Origin of the sequence: Enterobacter ludwigii, from assembly GCA_023023105.1 — a bacterium.
GTDB lineage: Bacteria > Pseudomonadota > Gammaproteobacteria > Enterobacterales > Enterobacteriaceae > Enterobacter > Enterobacter adelaidei.
Genome location: CP083824.1, coordinates 682059 through 699897, shown reverse-complemented (window position 1 = coordinate 699897; position 17839 = coordinate 682059). Strand labels below are relative to the sequence as shown.

The 17839-nt window shown below is 56.0% G+C and carries 17 protein-coding genes; 6 read left to right on the top strand and 11 right to left on the bottom strand.

The window, feature by feature from the left end; translation table 11 throughout:
- The first annotated feature begins 11 nt into the window (after positions 1 to 11).
- Positions 12 to 728 (top strand): two-component system response regulator ArcA, encoded by a 717-nt coding sequence (arcA, locus tag LCD46_03275; GenBank protein UOY71370.1) that lies wholly within the window; start codon positions 12 to 14, stop codon positions 726 to 728.
- A 45-nt stretch (positions 729 to 773) separates the two neighbouring features.
- On the opposite strand, the gene creD is transcribed toward arcA, so the two are convergent.
- The 4 genes from creD to creA are packed head-to-tail and all read right to left on the bottom strand — an operon-like array spanning position 774 to position 4781.
- Positions 774 to 2126, bottom strand: a complete 1353-nt coding sequence (creD, locus tag LCD46_03270; GenBank protein ID UOY71369.1) for a cell envelope integrity protein CreD — start codon at positions 2124 to 2126, stop codon at positions 774 to 776.
- Positions 2127 to 2182: 56 nt separating this feature from the next.
- Positions 2183 to 3607, bottom strand: coding sequence for a two-component system sensor histidine kinase CreC (creC, locus tag LCD46_03265; GenBank protein UOY71368.1), 1425 nt, complete (start codon positions 3605 to 3607; stop codon positions 2183 to 2185).
- A complete protein-coding gene (creB, locus tag LCD46_03260) occupies positions 3607 to 4296 on the bottom strand; it encodes a two-component system response regulator CreB (protein ID UOY71367.1) in 690 nt (229 codons plus the stop codon). The genes creC and creB overlap by 1 nt, the downstream gene beginning before the upstream one ends.
- A 14-nt stretch (positions 4297 to 4310) precedes the next feature.
- On the bottom strand, positions 4311 to 4781 hold the full coding sequence (creA, locus tag LCD46_03255) for a protein CreA (protein ID UOY71366.1): 471 nt from the start codon (positions 4779 to 4781) through the stop codon (positions 4311 to 4313).
- Between the two features lie 211 nt (positions 4782 to 4992).
- Here creA and robA point away from each other — a divergent pair, with 211 nt between their 5' ends.
- Positions 4993 to 5862 (top strand): MDR efflux pump AcrAB transcriptional activator RobA, encoded by an 870-nt coding sequence (gene robA, locus LCD46_03250; GenBank protein ID UOY71365.1) that lies wholly within the window; start codon positions 4993 to 4995, stop codon positions 5860 to 5862.
- Here the strand turns inward: robA and gpmB are convergent.
- Positions 5859 to 6506 (bottom strand): 2,3-diphosphoglycerate-dependent phosphoglycerate mutase GpmB, encoded by a 648-nt coding sequence (gpmB, locus tag LCD46_03245; GenBank protein UOY71364.1) that lies wholly within the window; start codon positions 6504 to 6506, stop codon positions 5859 to 5861. The two genes, robA and gpmB, sit on opposite strands and share 4 nt — an antisense overlap.
- Before the next feature lie 51 nt (positions 6507 to 6557).
- Here gpmB and yjjX point away from each other — a divergent pair, with 51 nt between their 5' ends.
- Positions 6558 to 7073 carry an inosine/xanthosine triphosphatase gene (yjjX, locus tag LCD46_03240; GenBank protein ID UOY71363.1) on the top strand — a complete coding sequence of 172 codons (516 nt, stop codon included), beginning with the start codon at positions 6558 to 6560 and terminating at the stop codon, positions 7071 to 7073.
- Here yjjX and trpR read toward each other — a convergent pair.
- Entirely contained in the window at positions 7064 to 7393 is a 330-nt protein-coding gene (gene trpR / locus LCD46_03235; GenBank protein ID UOY71362.1) for a trp operon repressor, read from the bottom strand. The genes yjjX and trpR overlap by 10 nt on opposite strands.
- Positions 7394 to 7448: 55 nt before the next feature.
- Positions 7449 to 9386, bottom strand: a complete 1938-nt coding sequence (gene sltY, locus LCD46_03230) for a murein transglycosylase (GenBank protein UOY71361.1) — start codon at positions 9384 to 9386, stop codon at positions 7449 to 7451.
- Positions 9387 to 9612: 226 nt separating this feature from the next.
- Between sltY and ettA the strand changes: the two genes are divergently transcribed.
- Positions 9613 to 11280: an energy-dependent translational throttle protein EttA gene (gene ettA / locus LCD46_03225; protein ID UOY71360.1), complete on the top strand. Its 1668-nt coding sequence runs from the start codon at positions 9613 to 9615 to the stop codon at positions 11278 to 11280.
- A gap of 91 nt (positions 11281 to 11371) precedes the next feature.
- Here ettA and LCD46_03220 read toward each other — a convergent pair whose 3' ends face one another.
- Positions 11372 to 12271 (bottom strand): LysR family transcriptional regulator, encoded by a 900-nt coding sequence (locus tag LCD46_03220; protein UOY71359.1) that lies wholly within the window; start codon positions 12269 to 12271, stop codon positions 11372 to 11374.
- A gap of 108 nt (positions 12272 to 12379) precedes the next feature.
- Here LCD46_03220 and LCD46_03215 point away from each other — a divergent pair, with 108 nt between their 5' ends.
- On the top strand, positions 12380 to 13381 hold the full coding sequence (locus tag LCD46_03215; GenBank protein ID UOY71358.1) for a zinc-binding alcohol dehydrogenase family protein: 1002 nt from the start codon (positions 12380 to 12382) through the stop codon (positions 13379 to 13381).
- 54 nt (positions 13382 to 13435) lie between these two features.
- Here LCD46_03215 and nadR read toward each other — a convergent pair whose 3' ends face one another.
- Genes nadR through serB form a run of 3 tightly spaced genes read right to left on the bottom strand, consistent with a single transcriptional unit; the run spans position 13436 to position 17069 of the window.
- Entirely contained in the window at positions 13436 to 14668 is a 1233-nt protein-coding gene (gene nadR, locus LCD46_03210) for a multifunctional transcriptional regulator/nicotinamide-nucleotide adenylyltransferase/ribosylnicotinamide kinase NadR (protein UOY71357.1), read from the bottom strand.
- A gap of 35 nt (positions 14669 to 14703) precedes the next feature.
- Positions 14704 to 16089 (bottom strand): DNA repair protein RadA, encoded by a 1386-nt coding sequence (radA, locus tag LCD46_03205; protein ID UOY71356.1) that lies wholly within the window; start codon positions 16087 to 16089, stop codon positions 14704 to 14706.
- Positions 16090 to 16100: 11 nt separating this feature from the next.
- A complete protein-coding gene (gene serB / locus LCD46_03200; GenBank protein UOY71355.1) occupies positions 16101 to 17069 on the bottom strand; it encodes a phosphoserine phosphatase in 969 nt (322 codons plus the stop codon).
- A 117-nt stretch (positions 17070 to 17186) separates the two neighbouring features.
- On the opposite strand from serB, the gene LCD46_03195 reads away from it, so the two are divergent.
- Positions 17187 to 17831 carry a YtjB family periplasmic protein gene (locus tag LCD46_03195; GenBank protein UOY71354.1) on the top strand — a complete coding sequence of 215 codons (645 nt, stop codon included), beginning with the start codon at positions 17187 to 17189 and terminating at the stop codon, positions 17829 to 17831.
- Positions 17832 to 17839 lie beyond the last annotated feature (8 nt).

The window sequence follows — 17839 nt, the reverse complement described above, 5'->3', positions numbered from 1 at the left end:
AGGTAGCAAACATGCAGACCCCGCACATTCTTATCGTTGAAGACGAGTTGGTAACACGCAACACGTTAAAGAGCATTTTCGAAGCAGAAGGCTACGATGTCTTTGAAGCGACCGATGGCGCAGAGATGCATCAGATCCTTTCTGAAAATGATATCAACCTGGTGATCATGGATATTAACCTTCCGGGCAAAAACGGTCTTCTTCTGGCGCGCGAACTGCGTGAACAGGCGAACGTCGCGTTGATGTTCCTGACAGGCCGTGACAACGAAGTTGATAAAATTCTTGGCCTGGAAATCGGTGCGGATGACTACATCACCAAGCCGTTCAACCCTCGCGAGTTAACCATTCGTGCACGCAACCTGCTGTCTCGCACCATGAACCTGGGTACGGTCAGCGAAGAGCGTCGTAGCGTCGATAGCTACAAATTCAACGGCTGGGAACTTGATATCAATAGCCGTTCACTGATTAGCCCGAACGGTGAGCAGTATAAACTGCCGCGCAGTGAATTCCGCGCCATGCTGCACTTCTGCGAAAACCCGGGCAAAATTCAGTCCCGTGCAGAATTGCTGAAGAAAATGACCGGCCGTGAGCTGAAACCGCACGACCGTACCGTAGACGTAACGATCCGTCGTATTCGTAAACATTTCGAATCTACGCCGGATACCCCGGAAATCATCGCCACGATCCACGGCGAAGGGTACCGTTTCTGCGGTGATCTGCAGGAGTAATCCCGCAGTTAACGCATTAAAAAACGGCGCATTTGCGCCGTTTTTTTATTTCCAAATCCGCATCGTATCGTCATCCGGTGCTGCAGGTGGCTCAGGTCGCTTCGGCTGAGAGAGCGAGTACCAGTCGAAATGCCGGGTCAGGTACATCACCGCAAACAGCGCCAGCGCGAGAACCGCTGACCCCAACAGCAGCGCGCTGTCCTCCGAACGCAGCAGGAACCACATCACCACGTCCAGCCCGAGTAGCGCCAGCACAAACAGCCCGCTGCGCTTCCAGCTTTTCAGCACGGCCTGCAGGTACATTCCGTTCATCGCTGCGCCAACCAGACTTGCAACAACCCAGGCGGGCGTAAACCCGACGTGTTCAGACAGCGCCAGCAGCACCAGATAGAACAGGACCAGCGACAGCCCCACCAGCAGATACTGCATCGGGTGAAGGCGTAATCCGGTTAAGGTTTCGAAGACAAAGAAGGCCATAAACGTCAGCGCAATCAGCAAAATAGCGTACTTGATCGCACGGTCAGTCAGCTGATACTGGTCGGCTGGCGTCGCTACCGTGATGCTGAAGGCCGGGAGCGCCTCCCACTCCGGCGACTCCTTGTCGTAGAACCAGCTCTCAAGGTTATTTGCAAACCAGCTGCTCTGCCAGTTCGCCTGGAAACCGGACTCGCCTATCTGATGCTTAACGGGGAGATAATCGCCCATAAAACCCGGATGCGGCCAGTTGCTGGTGAGCGTCATTTCGCTATTACGCCCTACCGGTACCACCGCAAAACTGCCCGTTCCCGCCAGGCTGAGGGACATCTCAAGCGCAAACGTTTTGGCTTCCAGCGCTTTGTCGGTCAGCGGGATGTGGATCCCAGCAAGCGCCCCGTAGACGCCTGAACCGGGTTCCACGCTTAGCGTCTCACCGTTGATTTTAGAGATACTGACCGTGCCAATGCCCCGCGCGTCGCCAACGCCCGTTACGATAAACGGTTGCCCTGTTGTTATCGTTTCCCCTCTCAGTTGTTTTAGCTCTTCGGTATTAAACTGTGCTTTTATCTTCAGGTCAGCGTTCCAGATTTGCCCGTCGTAGATGCCAATATTTCGGGACTCCACGCGCTGGTTACCTTCCACAACCAGAGATTCCGGCAGAATGAAATGCATATAGCTTTTCTTGTATTCGACCTTCTTCTCGTCCTCTATCTTGTAAAAGATCTCCGTCATCGGAATCGCAATCATCGGACCGACCAGCTTTTGCGGTCCGCTGGTGCTCTGACGAAGCGTATTTTCAACATCGTTGCGGTAGTTTTCACGCTCTGAAATCAGGTTACTGACCATAAAAAGCGGGACTAACAACAGCAGGATGCACCCCAGCAGAGTGCTTACTTTCCAGAACAGGGGGGATTTCATCATTACGTCTCCTTTGTGATGAGGAGAGCGTAACCGGGCTATGTGGGGCCAGTTTGAAGTTATGTGAAGGGACGGTGAAGTATCAGCGTGGCCATCACGCCACCTTCATCACGATTACGCAATGTGATCTCCCCCTGGTGCAGACGCGCCACCTCCTGTACAAAGGCCAGCCCAAGGCCGCTGCTTTTCAATCCGTTGTCACGAGGAAGAGAGTAAAAACGTGCGAAAATTCGCGTCAGGGCATAATCCGGGATCCCGCTGCCGCTGTCGGTGACGGTAAAGTGTATCTGCTTGTCCCCTTCATGGGCTGCAAGCTGAACAGCCCCGCCCTCCGGCGTGAAGTCGATGGCGTTATCCAGTAAATTACCCAATGCCTGTTCAAGCAGCTCCGCATCACCTTCCACACACAGCGCGGTGCTTTTACAGGTCAGGGTGATATTTTTAGCGGTCAGTAGCGTCGAGCGGGCGTCAGCTAGCCGCGCAAACAGCGCATCGACATCAACGCTTGTGGGGACAATCTCCACCCGATTTTCAAGCCGGGCCTGGGCAAGCAACTTTTCGACCAACGATTGCATACGCGCGTTTTGCACCAGGATGTTGTCGATAAACCGCCTGGCGACCTGCGGTGAGGGCTGCTCAGCAAGAATTTCCGCCGCGCCCCGGATTGCGGCCAGCGGGCTTTTCAGCTCGTGGGTGAGCGAGTGGACATAGTGTTCAATGTAATTTTTCCCTTCCAGGCGAATACGCATATTCTCCAGCGCCTGCGCCAGCTTGCGCAGTTCACTGCTGCCGGGATTCGGTAATGGCAGAGGGGAATCGGTGGTAACCGCGTCAGCGTAGCGCGACAACGTACCGATAGAACGATTGATCCACCACGCCACAACAAGGCCAATCAGCAAAGCAATGCCAAGCAATGCACCACCCGCCCACAGGATCCGTCGCTCGCTGCGATGGATAACCGGGGCCATCGCGCTGTTGGGTTTCCCGACCGACAGCACGCCAATAATCTTACCGTTGTCCACAACCGGAGCCGCAACATACATCACCGTGCTCTCTGGATCGTCAGGATTGCTCTGGGTGCTCCGCGCGCCGTATTCGCCACGAAGGGTCAGCCAGACATCGTTCCAGCGGGAGTAATCTTTCCCCACAGCCAGACTCGCGGAATCAAACACCACTCTGCCCTGCGCATCGGTCATGTAGACGTGGTATTCGTTGCGCACTTTATGAATGCCGCCGATATTGGCGCGGAAAGGCCGCTGATGAAGTTGTGAAAAGGCCTGCGCCAGTTTGCCCTGCTGCGCATTGCCCGAAAGGAGATCCTCGCGCCCGACTTCGGCTAGCAAGGTCGCGGTATCGATCAACGTCCCTTCAGTTGCCCTGCGCACGCCGGGCTTCACTTCCTGAACAAAGATCGACAGCACAAACCACGCGGCGATACCCACGATCAGGAAGTACCCCAGCAGCAGCCGCATCCCAATGCGCATTAATAAAGCCCCAGGCTGTAGCCCATACCACGATGGGTGCTGATGGGTGAAAGCTCCTCGTTCACCGCCCGCAGCTTGGCGCGCAGGGTTTTGATATGGGTGTCCACGGTACGATCGAAACTGTCCCCGTCTTCGCCCCACACCTTGTCCATTAGCTGCTGGCGGGAGTACACACGTCCGGGAGCCTGTAACAATGTTTTAAGTAACAAAAACTCGTAGCGCGTGAGGGGTAACACCTCACCGCACCAGCTGATTCGTGCCGCAGGTTCGTTCAGTTCAAACTGGCCGATACGCACAACATCCGAAGGCGCGGCTGATTTTTGCATCCGCCGTAAAATTGTCCGCACCCGGGCACACACTTCGCGCGGTGAGAAAGGTTTAGCGACGTAGTCATCAGCCCCCATCTCCAGACCGAGCAGTTTATCCACCTCGTCGCTTCGCGCCGTTAGAAACAGCACCGGCAACGCCGGATGCAGCGCCAGCAGTTGACGGCACAGCTCAAAGCCGCTGATGTCCGGCAACCCGACATCAAGAATTGCCAGCGCGGGTAACTGCCGCCGCGCCTCTTCCAGCACGGGCAGACCGCGTTCAAACGCCTTCACCGCGAATCCTTCCTGCTGAAGCATGTAGATAAGTGTGTCAGCGATGCTGATTTCGTCTTCAACCAGCCAGACCACAGGTAGTTGCATGGTTCGTCCCTGAATTAACGCCACGGCATGATTGGCACCGCGCTAATCGCATTTTTCGGTGAGCCTTCCACCACTTTGTCGGAATAGGCCAGGTAAGCCAGGGTGTTGCGTTTCGCATCATAGAAACGTACTACCTGCAGCTTTTTAAACACCAGCGAGGTGCGTTTCTGGAACACCACGTCGCCCTGCGCTTTACCGTTCTTAATTTTATCGCTTAACTCAACCGGACCCACCTGCTGGCAAGAGATTGCCGCATCGGAGGTATCTTCCGCCAGTCCCAGGCCACCTTTGATACCGCCGGTTTTCGCCCGGCTGACATAGCAGGTGACATTTTTCACGTCCGGATCGTCAAACGCCTCGACCACAATTTTGTGGTCCGGGCCAAACATTTTGAACACGGTATCGACGGAACCAATCTGTTCTGCCTGCGCCACGCGCCCGACCATCAGCATCAACGCGGTGAAGATCAAAGTCTTGTATTTCATATTGTTACCATTCTTTAAAATTACACTGGGCGATTATTCAACACTTTAGACAAAAATGTAGCAAGATCACAGGATTAGAATATATTTGCCCACAATGTGCTCCAAAAAGCATGAATGCGCAAAAAAAACACTGAATGCTAAAACATCAAAAAATGCTATTATCCGCTAACCTGTTATCAGGCACCTGCTGTTTTAAGGATGAGGATAGTATATGGATCAGGCTGGAATTATTCGCGACCTGCTCACCTGGCTGGAAGGTCATCTCGACCAGCCTTTGTCACTGGATAATGTGGCGGCTAAAGCAGGCTATTCCAAGTGGCATCTGCAAAGGATGTTCAAGGATGTCACCGGTCATGCTATCGGGGCCTATATTCGCGCGCGTCGTCTGTCTAAGTCTGCTGTGGCATTGCGCCTTACGGCACGGCCGATTCTGGATATTGCCCTGCAATATCGTTTCGATTCGCAGCAAACCTTCACCCGAGCCTTTAAAAAACAGTTCTCGTTAACGCCAGCGCTTTATCGTCGCTCGCCTGACTGGAGCTCGTTTGGTATGCGTCCACCGCTGCGTCTGGGCGAGTTCGCGATGCCAAAATACGAAATTGTCACGTTGCCTGAAACCCATCTGATCGGTACGACGCAGAGCTATTCCTGTTCTCTGGAGCAGATTTCTGAGTTCCGTCATCAGATGCGCGTACAGTTCTGGCGCGACTTCCTGAGCCACGCCCCGGCGATCCCGCCGATTCTGTATGGCCTCAACGAAACGCATCCAAGTCAGGAAAAAGACGACGAGCAGGAGGTGTTCTACACCACCGCGCTGACCCCAGAGATGGCCAATGGCTATATTCAGGGTTCGAAGCCTGTCGTGCTCGAAGGCGGCGAATACGTGATGTTCGCCTATGAAGGGCTGGGAACGGGCGTTCAGGAGTTTATCCTGACTGTTTACGGAACCTGCATGCCTATGCTGAATCTGAATCGCCGTAAAGGTCAGGACATTGAGCGCTACTACCCGGCGCAGGATGCCAAACCGGAAGAAGGCCCAATCAATCTGCGTATGGAATTCTTAATTCCGATTCGTCGTTAACGCTGCAGTTCGTCAAGTGCAGGGGCATCGAGATGCGAAATGTCCCCTGCCATCTCCACCACCCACCCCGACGCCAGCCATGCGCTTTCCTGGTAATCAATCCGGGAAATGGAGCAGTTGCGCAGACGCAAACGGCGTTCAGCGTAAGCCGGTAACCCCAGGATGGTGCTCACCAGGCAACCCAACGCAATCCCGTGACTCACCAGCAGCGGACGGCTTCCCGCCGGAAGCTTCAGGCATTCCGCGAGTGCGGCATGCATACGAACGCTCAGCTCTTGCATGGATTCGCCTTCAGGAATACGGCCATCTTCGGTACCGTTAACCAGCGTACGACGCCAGCCCTCCTCCTTCTCCGTCAGCGTATCAATATGGCGTTTTTCCAGCACGCCCATATCCAGCTCGCGCAGGCGCGGCTCAAGCATGACGTCACAGCCACAGGCGTCCGCGATGATGCGTGCCGTCTGCTGTGTGCGACCGAGATCGCTGGTGATAACGTGGGTAATGCCCAGCGTTCGGGCGCGTTCCGCCACCTGCCACGCTTGCTGTACCCCCTTTTCAGTGAGGGGACTGTCTGACTGGCCTTGAATACGTCGCTCGGCGTTCCACTGCGTTTCACCGTGGCGAACAAGGTATACCTGTAACATGCTTTTTTTCCGTTATACTGCGATGAGTTTTTTTTCGAATCGAGCTTAATTATGCACCATGTTGTCTCTGCTACCACTAATCCTGCCAAAATTCAGGCAATTCTAAGGGCATTTGAAGAGATCTTCGGCGAAGGATCCTGCCATATTGATGCTATCGGCGTCGAGAGTGGTGTTCCTGAACAGCCGTTTGGCAGCGAGGAAACGCGGGCTGGCGCACGAAATCGCGTGGCAAATGCCAAAGTTGCGGCACCTGAGGCTGACTTCTGGGTGGCGATCGAAGCGGGTATCGACGAAGGCGCAACCTTTAGCTGGGTGGTGATTGAAAGCCGCGAACAGCGTGGAGAGGCGCGTTCAGCCACCCTGCCGCTGCCAGAGATCATTCTGGAAAAAGTCCGTGCGGGTGACGCGCTGGGGCCGGTGATGTCACAGTACACCGGCATTGATGAGATTGGTCGTAAAGAAGGGGCTATTGGCGTCTTTACTGCAGGCGCACTGACGCGTTCAGGCGTTTACCACCAGGCGGTGATCCTGGCCTTAAGCCCGTTCCATAACGCGATTTATCGCTGATCGCCCAGCAGCACAGACTCCAGCCACTGACGCAGCTCAACCGGTGCCGATTTCAGGCTGTTCGATCCGCGGGTAATCGTTGCGATACCCGCGCCGAGCTCATTTTTGAGTTCACGCTGGCTCATTTCGCCGCGCAACAGCTCTTCAATGATCCGCACGCGCGTGCCCAGCGCTTCACGCTCATCTGGCGTGAGCATCAGCTGCATAAGGGGCAAATGCAAATCCTGATCGTAAGACTGGCGGAGCAACTCCACAAAACGAAGCCACTCCTGATGACGTTGTTCGGCCATTGCCGAGGAATACGGGGAATGCTGGGTCATGTTATGCTGCCTCTTGTACTCTTTAGCGAGTACAGCATAACACAACCCGCGCCGATCAGTAACGTCTCTGCCACTCGGCATCGCTCATCAGGGTATCTTTCTGCCCCATGAAGTAGCGATAGTATGCGTCATACGCCAGCACGTTCTTCACGTAGCCACGCGTTTCCGAAAACGGAATACTCTCGACAAACGCCACGGCATCGATACGTCCGGCGCTGTTGCCAAGCCAGGTGCGCACGCGACCAGGGCCCGCGTTATACGCCGCAGACGAGAAGATACGGTTGTTACCGAACTGCTGATAAACATACTGCAGGTAGCTGGTACCGATATTGATGTTGGTATCCGGATCGAGAAGCTGTGACGGGCTGCTGTACCCCGGGATATTAAACATCTTCACCGTGTGCGTTGCCGTGCCCGGCATGATCTGCATCAGACCGCTGGCACCCACCGGAGAACGAACTTTCGGGTTCCAGGCACTCTCCTGACGGGCAATCGCCATCGCATAGCTTTGCGGGATATCTTTACCGCTGGTATAGCGATCGAACAGATCTTTGTAAGCCAGCGGGAAACGCTCTTCGAGATGATCCCACAGCTTACCGGCGATCGTGGCCTGCACGCTCAGATCCCACCAGTGGTTATCAAACGCATAGCGGGCAAGCTGAGCTTTCTCGTCAGTACTACGGCTGGTGACCAGATTCGCCCACTCGCTGCGCGCGGTGTTATCCATATTCCAGTACATTAGCTCGCGAACGCGCGCCATTTCAGGCCCCTGCGTCAATGCAGGGTTCGCATTGGCTGGCGCTTTATCAATGCGGAAGGTGTACTCTTCCCCCAGGCGTTGCGCGGCCGCCATCGGGTAGAACCCGCGCTGCTGCATCAGAGTATGGAGGATCTCTTTCGCTTCCTCATCACGTCCTCTCTCCATCAGCAGATCGGCCTGCCAGTAGCGCCATTCGTCTTTCTCTTTCGCTTCCATCGGCAGGCGCGCAAGCCAGGTATTGAGCCCACGACGATCGCCTGAGCCCAGCGCCATTCGCACGCGACGTTCCACCAGCGACATGGAGTTCGAACGCATAATGGCATCGTCTCGCCAGCGCGCCTGTTCATCAGTCACATCCGTGCCCATCAGTCGCCACGCCACAATATCGCGCAACTCCTGGGTTTGCTCTTCGTTAAGCTGCTGCGTCTGCACCAGCTGCGGGATCATCAGCCGCGCGTTTTCCACATCGTCACGCGCCACGCTGGCAAAGGCTACCGCTGCCATCTGGCGGGTAAAATCGGTCGCGCCTGTGCTGCGGGCGAAGGTCAGCACCGAGTTGGGATCGTTGGCCAGCCCAATCACCGCAGAGGAAATGGTTTGATAATCCGATGGCATCTGCCCCGCCAGCGCGGTGACCAGACGCGTGTTTCCGGCCTTCATCGCCAGGCGAATACGCTCCAGATAGGCCAGCGGATCTTGCTTGCCAGAAGCGCGCCAGGCTCCAAAGAGAGAGTCGCAGGCATTGGGCTGATTTTTACCGGTTAACCACAGGTCTTTGGCGCCGCTCCACGCCTCTTCCTGCTGCCCCGTGGCCCATTTTGCGTAGTAATAGTTACACTGCGCTTCCGTGGTGTTCGGCTTTTCAGGGCTAAACGCCAACAGCCCGCGCCAGTCTTCACGACGAGCCAGTTCATTCACAAAACGAGACTGTAGCGTCCGCGCGGGAGGCAGGGTTGGGTTAGCCTGAATGAAATTATTCACCGCGACGGTCGGTTGATTCATGAGATCGTCAGTTAGCTGGCGATACTCCAGATACGGATACAGAGGGTAATCCTTCAGTGTCGGCATCAGCGCCTGCACGGTATCCATCTGCTTGTTGTCCCACGCCTGTTTGATCTGGGCGTAGCGATTACGTTGTTCATCCAGTGAATCGGCATGCACCGCCTGGCTTACCGCCATTACGCATACGCTGGCAGCGAGCAGACGCCAGACCACCTGTTTGGCTTTTTCCACAAGCTCTTCCTCTTTGTTTTTCGTCAATTGCAGCGTCTTGCCACGTCAAAGTCTAATCAACTTATGCTAACCAGGCATCCTGCAACGCGCCACGTCATGGACACTTTTTTACCTTTCTTGCGCGTTTTAACACTCCCGACGTTCCTGGCTGGGATTAGGTCGTGAAAAAGGCTACACTTCGAGGCTGAAATTCCTTCTCATTACGATAAAAGAGGCGAAGTCCAACGTGGCTCAATTCGTTTATACCATGCATCGTGTCGGCAAAGTTGTCCCGCCGAAACGTCATATTCTTAAAAATATCTCGCTGAGCTTCTTCCCGGGCGCAAAAATCGGTGTTCTGGGTCTCAACGGTGCCGGTAAGTCCACCCTGCTGCGCATCATGGCCGGCATCGATACAGACATCGAAGGTGAAGCCCGTCCGCAGCCTGGCATCAAGATTGGTTACCTGCCGCAGGAACCTCAGCTGAACCCGGAACACACCGTCCGCGAATCCGTTGAAGAAGCGGTGTCCGAAGTGGTTAACGCCCTGAAAGGTCTGGATGAAGTGTATGCCAAGTATGCCGAGCCGGATGCTGACTTCGATAAACTGGCTGCTCAGCAAGGCAAGTTTGAAGAAATTATCCAGGCGCACGACGGTCATAACCTGAACGTGCAGCTGGAGCGCGCCGCTGACGCCCTGCGTCTGCCGGACTGGGATGCAAAAATCGCTAATCTGTCCGGTGGTGAACGCCGCCGTGTAGCGCTGTGCCGCCTGCTGCTGGAAAAACCAGACATGCTGCTGCTCGACGAACCAACCAACCACCTGGATGCAGAATCCGTGGCGTGGCTGGAGCGTTTCCTGCACGACTTCGAAGGCACCGTTGTGGCGATTACCCACGACCGTTACTTCCTCGACAACGTTGCAGGCTGGATCCTGGAGCTGGACCGTGGTGAAGGTATTCCATGGGAAGGTAACTACTCCTCCTGGCTGGAGCAGAAAGATCAGCGTCTGGCGCAGGAAGCCTCTCAGGAAGCGGCGCGTCGCAAGTCTATTGAGAAAGAGCTGGAGTGGGTTCGTCAAGGCGCGAAAGGCCGTCAGTCTAAGGGCAAAGCCCGTCTGGCACGCTTCGAAGAGCTGAACAACACCGAATACCAGAAACGTAACGAAACCAACGAACTGTTTATTCCACCTGGAGCACGTCTGGGGGATAAAGTGGTTGAAGTCAGCAATCTGCGTAAGTCTTACGGCGATCGCCTGCTGATCGACGAACTGAGCTTCTCTGTGCCGAAGGGCGCGATTGTCGGGATCATCGGTCCGAACGGCGCGGGTAAATCCACCCTGTTCCGCATGATGTCCGGTCAGGAACAACCTGACAGCGGCTCTATCACCCTGGGTGAAACCGTGAAGCTGGCGTCCGTTGACCAGTTCCGTGACGCGATGGATAACAGCAAAACCGTGTGGGAAGAAGTGTCCGGCGGTCTGGATATCATGCGTATCGGCAACACCGAGATGCCAAGCCGCGCCTACGTTGGCCGCTTTAACTTCAAAGGCACCGACCAGGGCAAACGCGTGGGCGAGCTGTCCGGCGGTGAGCGCGGTCGTCTGCACCTGGCGAAGCTGCTGCAGGTGGGCGGTAACGTGCTGCTGCTCGATGAACCAACCAACGACCTGGACATCGAAACCCTGCGCGCGCTGGAAAACGCCCTGCTGGAGTTCCCGGGCTGCGCGATGGTGATCTCGCACGACCGTTGGTTCCTGGACCGTATCGCGACCCACATCCTGGACTACCAGGACGAAGGTAAGGTGGAGTTCTTCGAGGGTAACTTCACCGAATACGAAGAGTACAAGAAACGCACGCTGGGCGCAGACGCGCTGGAGCCGAAGCGTATTAAGTACAAGCGTATTGCGAAATAAAAGCAAAACGGCAACTTCGGTTGCCGTTTTTTATGTTTGTTCCCTCTCCCGGTGGGAGAGGGACAGGGTGAGGGCATCAGGCCGCACAAAATCACCCGCCCACGTAATACCGCTTCACCTCATCGAACTGCATCGCAAACTCGATATAGCTCATCAGCGCAGGCGAATTCAGCTTCCGGCTTGGATAGGCCAGCCACAGGTCATTCCCCTCGACATTCCACTCTGGCAGCACTTTTACCAACGCCCCCTTCTCCACCTTATCTTCCAGCAGAAATGCGGGTAAGAGCGTAATCCCGGCACCGGCAATGGCGCACTCACGTGCGTATACCAGGTTATCCGTCATATGGGCGTTATCCGGCAGATAGCGGTAATCCTCACTCTCGCTGCGTAGCAACCACTCAGACCAGGCTTTGTGCGTAATGCAGCGGTGCTCCACCAGTTGGCGGGGATGCGTCAGCGGCTCCCGACGTGCAAGATATTCGGGCGAGGCCAGCATATAGCGCGGGCAGTGGCCAATCATCCGGCCTATCAGGGAGGAGTCCTGCGGCTTGCCAGTACGCAACGCCACGTCAAAGCCAGACTCGACCAGATCCACCACGTCATCAGAGATCGACACATCCAGCGACACGTCAGGAAAGTTCAACTGGAACTCGGCGTTCATATGCGCCAGCAGCGTCGCGCCAATCCCTGCCGGGCAGGTGATCCTTAGCCGACCACTCGGGTTTTCGCGCAGCCGCTGAATGGCGTACTCTGCACGCTCGCTGGCTGCCAGCATCTCGCGGCAGTGTACCAGATAGTGCTCGCCCGCAAACGTCAGGTTCAGCCTGCGCGTGGTACGGTTAAGCAGACGGATCCCCACCTGCTGCTCAAGCTGGCTAATGCGCTGGCTGACGCTGGATTTCGGCAGTTCGGCCTTCTGCGCCGCAGCGGTAAAACTTCCCATCTCTGCCACCAGCGCAAACAGCGCCATATCCTGCAGCTGTTTAAACATGATTGTTCACCCTGTACGAACGCTGAGTTCTCGATTGTCCATCTTATCATGCAGCTGTCCACTTAATAGACTAGCCTCAACAAAACGCATTCCATTGAGGAGCACACCATGTCCGTTAAAGCCATTGCCGTTGACCCATCGAACCCTTCAGCCTTTATTGAGATTGCTCAACCGATGCCGCAACCCGGCGAGCACGACCTGCTGGTCGAGGTGAAGGCCGTTTCCATCAACCCGGTCGATACCAAAGTGCATGCCAGTATTGCCAGAAACGGTCTGCAGGAGCCGCGTATTCTCGGCTGGGATGCCAGCGGTATCGTTAAATCCGTTGGCGCTGGCGTTAGCGGATTTAAACCGGGCGATGCGGTGTGGTATGCAGGGGATATCACCCGCCCTGGCAGTAACACTACCCACCAGCTGATCGATGCGCGTATCGTCGGGCACAAACCAGCCAGCCTCGGTTGGGCCGCCGCAGCCGCATTGCCACTAACCGCCCTGACAGCCTGGGAAGGATTATTCGAGCGGCTGAACATTCAGAATGCCGACGCGGATAAAACGCTGTTGATTATCGGCGGTGCGGGTGGCGTAGGATCGCTGGCGATCCCGTTTGCGAAGCACAACAGCAAGGTGAAGATCATCGCGACGGCGTCAAGAGAGGATTCTGCCCAGTGGTGCCGCGATCGCGGTGCTGATGTGGTGGTGAACTACCGCGACCTGAAAGGTGAGCTGGCAAAACAGGGGATCACCTTTGTGGATTACATTTTCATTCTCAACGACACCGATGGCCACTGGGATGCGGTCAGTGAGCTGATTGCACCACAGGGGCATATCTGCTCCATCGTTGAGAACGCGCATCCGCTGAACCAGGATAAGCTGAAATCAAAATCTGCCGCCCTGCACTGGGAATTTATGTACACCCGCAGCATGTACCAGACTGCCGATATGGCACGTCAGGGGGAGATCCTCAATGAGGTGGCGAAACTGGTAGATAACGGTGTGGTAGAGAGTTCGCTGAGTGAGACACTGCACGGGCTGAGCGTGGAAAGCATTACCGAGGCGCACCGTAAAGTGCTGGACGGGCATATGCGCGGGAAAGTGGTGGTTGAGTTCTGAGTGGTCTGATTCCCTCACCCTGGCCCTCTCCCGTTGGGAGAGGGCGGTTAACGTTTACCCCTGCTCCCCCATCATCTCCTTCACCAGCTCGACGCAGCGCAGGAAACGGGAGTCGTAGTCTGACTCTTCAACATGCACAAACTCAACGTTGTTCTCATTGAGCATATCCACCAGCATGGTCTGGAATTCCCGCCTGTCCACGGAGCTGCCGAGGCTGCGCATCCCGTCGGCCACCCACGGGGTGTTGTTTTCCAGCAGGATCACCAGGTCAAAGCGGTATTCATCGATCAGCGCCTGCACGAACGGGTGCTCGCGCCCTTCGTACTTTTTACAAAACGCCTGGGTGGTGACGAAATCAGTATCAATGAATGCCACTTTATTGGCATATTTCACCGCGAAATCAATGTACTGGGCATGACCGAGCGCTATTTTGTCGTAGTCGGAATACTGCAGCGCCATCTCGTCGCCGCCCAGATGGGAAAAGACATAGTCACGCCCGTACTCCCACGCGCTGGTGGTATTGAAGATATTCGCCAGCTTGTTGACCAGCGTTGATTTCCCGCTCGACTCACCGCCCAGAATGGCGACGGTACGCACAAAGAACGGTTTCACTTCAGTTGGGATGTAATCCCAGTAGCGGAACGGGTTTTCGCGGATTTGCGCCCCACTGATGTTCATAAACGTTCGTTTCGGATCAATCAGCACCGTTTCAATACCCAGATGCTCGCGGAACTGCGGCGCGTCTGACTCTTCAGAGGTGTAGATCCAGTTAGGCGCAATACCCTTATCTTCCATGAACGCTTTGACGCCGTTGCTCCACACGTCCCAGCCGTGTGGATACGGCTCCATGCCTTCTTCATTAAAGGCATGGATGCGGATATTTTTCTGATACTTGAAGGTCTGGAGCAGCCAGCGCAGACGGTCCGGCACGGTTGGCTGCTGCGACATGGCGCTGTCTTCAAACAGTTGGCGATCGCGGGTTTCGTCATACCCCATGATGATGTGCAGCTCATCCACCTGGCTACAGGCGCGCTGAATCAGATAGATGTGCCCGGTATGCAGCGGGTAAAACTTGCCGAATACCACGCCGATATTCTTTTGCATACGCGGGAATTCAAGCCCCAGAAAGCGATGTAACGCCTCAAGCTTTTGCGCGCTGGGACTTTTGATTTTGGCGTTCAGCAGTTGGCTCAGGTAGCCTTTGGTCATTCCGCTGGCGTCCGCCACCTGCTGTAACGTGCAGCCCTTCTGGCGGATTGCGGTCTTAATGTAGTCAAATGATGACATAAATTACGGTGCCTCCTGCAAAATCGAATACGTAATTATAAGTCGTCAAAGACATTTAACGCATCTGCGAGTTTCTTAACGCCAAAAACCTGCATCCCTTCCGGGATTTTTTTCGGCACGTTAGCGGCGGGTACAATCGCCCGGCGGAAGCCGTGTTTTGCCGCCTCGGAGATACGCTCCTGGCCGCTTGGCACCGGACGGATCTCTCCAGCCAGACCGACCTCACCAAATACCACCAGATCCTGCGGCAGCGGCCTGTCTCGCAGGCTGGAGACCATCGCCAGCAGCAATGCGAGGTCTGCACTGGTCTCAGTGACTTTAACGCCGCCCACCACGTTAACGAAGACGTCCTGATCCGCCATCTGCAGCCCGCCGTGACGGTGCAGCACCGCCAGCAGGATCGCCAGGCGGTTCTGTTCCAGACCGACCGCCACGCGCCGTGGGTTGCCCATCATCGACACGTCCACCAGCGCCTGAATTTCAACGAGCAGCGGGCGCGTCCCTTCCCACAGCACCATCACCGAGCTGCCGGAGGTTATTTCATCGCCGCGACTCAGGAAGATGGCCGACGGGTTGCTAACTTCGCGTAGCCCCTGCTCGGTCATGGCAAATACGCCCAGTTCGTTCACCGCCCCGAAGCGGTTTTTATGGCTACGCAGGGTACGGAAGCGGGAATCTGCGTCGCCGTCGAGCATCACGGAGCAGTCGATACAGTGTTCGAGCACCTTCGGCCCCGCCAGCGAGCCGTCTTTGGTGACGTGGCCGACCATCACAATCGCCACGCCGCGCGTTTTAGCAAAGCGCGTCAGATAGGCCGCGGTTTCACGCACCTGCGCCACGCTGCCTGGCGAGGACTGAATGTCCGCCATGTGCATCACCTGGATGGAGTCGATAACCATCAGCTTCGGCTGCTCTTCTTCGGCAATCATGCAGATCTGCTCGATGCTGGTTTCGGAGAGCATGTTCAGATTGCCGGTTGGCAGGCCAAGGCGGTGCGCGCGCATTGCTACCTGCTGCAGGGACTCTTCCCCCGTGACGTACAGGGTTTTCATCTGCTCGGCGAGCTTACAGAGCGTTTGCAGCAGCAGGGTTGATTTACCCGCGCCCGGGTTACCGCCGATCAGGATGGCGCTGCCCGGCACCACGCCGCCGCCGAGCACGCGGTCAAACTCTTTGAACCCGGTGGAGAAGCGCGGCAGCTCTTCGAGGCTGATATCCGAGAGCTTTTGCACCTTCGCCACGCCCGCGTTACCGGCGTAACCGCTCAGGCGCTCGTTGCGCGCCACGCTCGGCGAAGCCGCCACACCACGCACTTCGGTGATGGTGTTCCAGGCATGACAGGCGCTGCATTGCCCCTGCCAGCGCGGATAATCCGCACCACATTCATTACAGACAAATGCGCGTTTTGGAGCTTTCGCCACGGTTTACCTCGTTATTTCTGATTAAGGCTGCCAGAGAGAATGCAGAACACCCCCATCAGGTCAGCATGACGGATAGTAACTTCCGTCTTTTCGTTCACTTTCGGCTTAGCATGATAGGCAATGCCAAGCCCGGCTGCTTTGATCATCGGCAGATCGTTCGCGCCATCGCCGATGGCGACAGTCTGGACGTGCGGAATTTCATATTTTTCCGCCAGACGGGTAAGGGTGTTAGCTTTGTACTGCGCGTCCACGATATCGCCGATCACCTGGCCGGTCAGCTTGCCATCCATGATCTCCAGCTCGTTGGCCACAACGGTGGTCAGATGCAGTTTTTCCCGCAAATAATCCGCGAAGAAGGTGAAGCCACCGGAGGCGATCGCGACTTTCCAGCCTAACGACTGCAGCTTCAGTACCAGCTGCGTCAGCCCTGGCATCAGCGGCAGCACGTCGCGTACCTGACGCAGAATGTTGGCATCGGCCCCTTTCAGGGTCGCCACGCGCTGTCTCAGGCTGGCGGTGAAGTCCAGTTCTCCGCGCATCGCACGCTCGGTGACTTCTGCCACCAGATCGCCGCTGCCTGCCAGTTTCGCAATCTCGTCAATACACTCGATCTGAATGGCGGTAGAGTCCATATCCATCACCAGCAGGCCCGGCGTTTTCAGGTGAGGAATTTTACCCAGCGGGGCAACGTCCAGCCCGGCGTCATGCGCCAGGCGTGTCGCACGTTGCGTCAGGGAGCCTGCCAGACGAATGACCTGATAATCCTCGACACACCAGGCGGCGACAATGACCATCGCGGCACCCAGTTTGGTTTGATATTGGGTAAGGCGTTGCTTATCCAGGCCGCGTCCGTACAGCAGCCAGCCGCTACGGCCAGCGTGGTAATCCAGAGGCATCACCTCATCGCCACTAAGAGAGAGCGGCAATCCTGGCCATAAAGAGACATCCGTTGGCAGGTCACACCAGGTAATGTTCGGCATTAAAGCTCCTGTAATTTCGTTCGCGCCGGAAGGTTCCAGAGGGAAAATAACGCATGAGGCTACCTTGTAACCATCACTTCTGGCAACATTAAGCCCTAAATTTTCAGCAGGTGGAATATGGCTCGCGCAAAACTGAAATTCCGGCTTCATCGCGCCGTGATTGTCCTTTTCTGTCTCGCACTCCTCGTGGTGCTGATGCAGGGGGCGTCGTGGTTTAGCCAGAATCATCAACGGCAACGTAACCCACAGTTTGAAGAGCTGGCCCGCACGCTGGCGCGTCAGGTGACACTCAACGTCGCACCCTATATGCGTACCGAGACGCCGGACGATAAACGAATCGGTCAGGTCTTACGTCAACTCACTGAAAACAGTCGTATTCTGGATGCGGGCGTTTATGACGAGCAAGGTGACCTGATTGCCCGCGCCGGCGAACATGTCGACGTGCGCGACAGGCTGGCGCTGGACGGCAAAAAAGCCGGAGGCTATTTCAACCAGCAGATTGTCGAACCTGTCCAGGGTAAAAATGGCCCACTGGGGTATCTACGTATGACGCTCGACACTCACACCCTGCCAACCGAAGCTAAACAGGTGGATAACACCACCAATATTCTCCGCCTGATGCTGCTGCTCTCTCTGGCAATTGGCGTCGTGCTGGCGCGCACGCTGCTTCAGGGCAAACGCACCCGCTGGCAACAGTCGCCGTTCCTGCTGACCGCAAGCAAGTCTATCCCCGAAGAGGAAGAGAGCGAGAAGAAAGATTAATGATAAAG

Excerpts from the sequence above, each read along its gene's own strand:
- creB (UOY71367.1), bottom strand. The coding sequence starts at position 4,296 with ATGCAACTACCTGTGGTCTGGCTGGTTGAAGACGAAATCAGCATCGCT.
- creC (UOY71368.1), bottom strand. The coding sequence starts at position 3,607 with ATGCGCATTGGGATGCGGCTGCTGCTGGGGTACTTCCTGATCGTGGGT.
- trpR (UOY71362.1), bottom strand. The coding sequence starts at position 7,393 with ATGACCCAGCATTCCCCGTATTCCTCGGCAATGGCCGAACAACGTCAT.
- nadR (UOY71357.1), bottom strand. The coding sequence starts at position 14,668 with ATGTCATCATTTGACTACATTAAGACCGCAATCCGCCAGAAGGGCTGC.
- creD (UOY71369.1), bottom strand. The coding sequence starts at position 2,126 with ATGATGAAATCCCCCCTGTTCTGGAAAGTAAGCACTCTGCTGGGGTGC.
- gpmB (UOY71364.1), bottom strand. The coding sequence starts at position 6,506 with ATGTTACAGGTATACCTTGTTCGCCACGGTGAAACGCAGTGGAACGCC.
- LCD46_03215 (UOY71358.1), top strand. The coding sequence starts at position 12,380 with ATGTCCGTTAAAGCCATTGCCGTTGACCCATCGAACCCTTCAGCCTTT.
- LCD46_03195 (UOY71354.1), top strand. The coding sequence starts at position 17,187 with ATGGCTCGCGCAAAACTGAAATTCCGGCTTCATCGCGCCGTGATTGTC.
- creA (UOY71366.1), bottom strand. The coding sequence starts at position 4,781 with ATGAAATACAAGACTTTGATCTTCACCGCGTTGATGCTGATGGTCGGG.
- robA (UOY71365.1), top strand. The coding sequence starts at position 4,993 with ATGGATCAGGCTGGAATTATTCGCGACCTGCTCACCTGGCTGGAAGGT.
- serB (UOY71355.1), bottom strand. The coding sequence starts at position 17,069 with ATGCCGAACATTACCTGGTGTGACCTGCCAACGGATGTCTCTTTATGG.
- arcA (UOY71370.1), top strand. The coding sequence starts at position 12 with ATGCAGACCCCGCACATTCTTATCGTTGAAGACGAGTTGGTAACACGC.
- LCD46_03220 (UOY71359.1), bottom strand. The coding sequence starts at position 12,271 with ATGTTTAAACAGCTGCAGGATATGGCGCTGTTTGCGCTGGTGGCAGAG.
- yjjX (UOY71363.1), top strand. The coding sequence starts at position 6,558 with ATGCACCATGTTGTCTCTGCTACCACTAATCCTGCCAAAATTCAGGCA.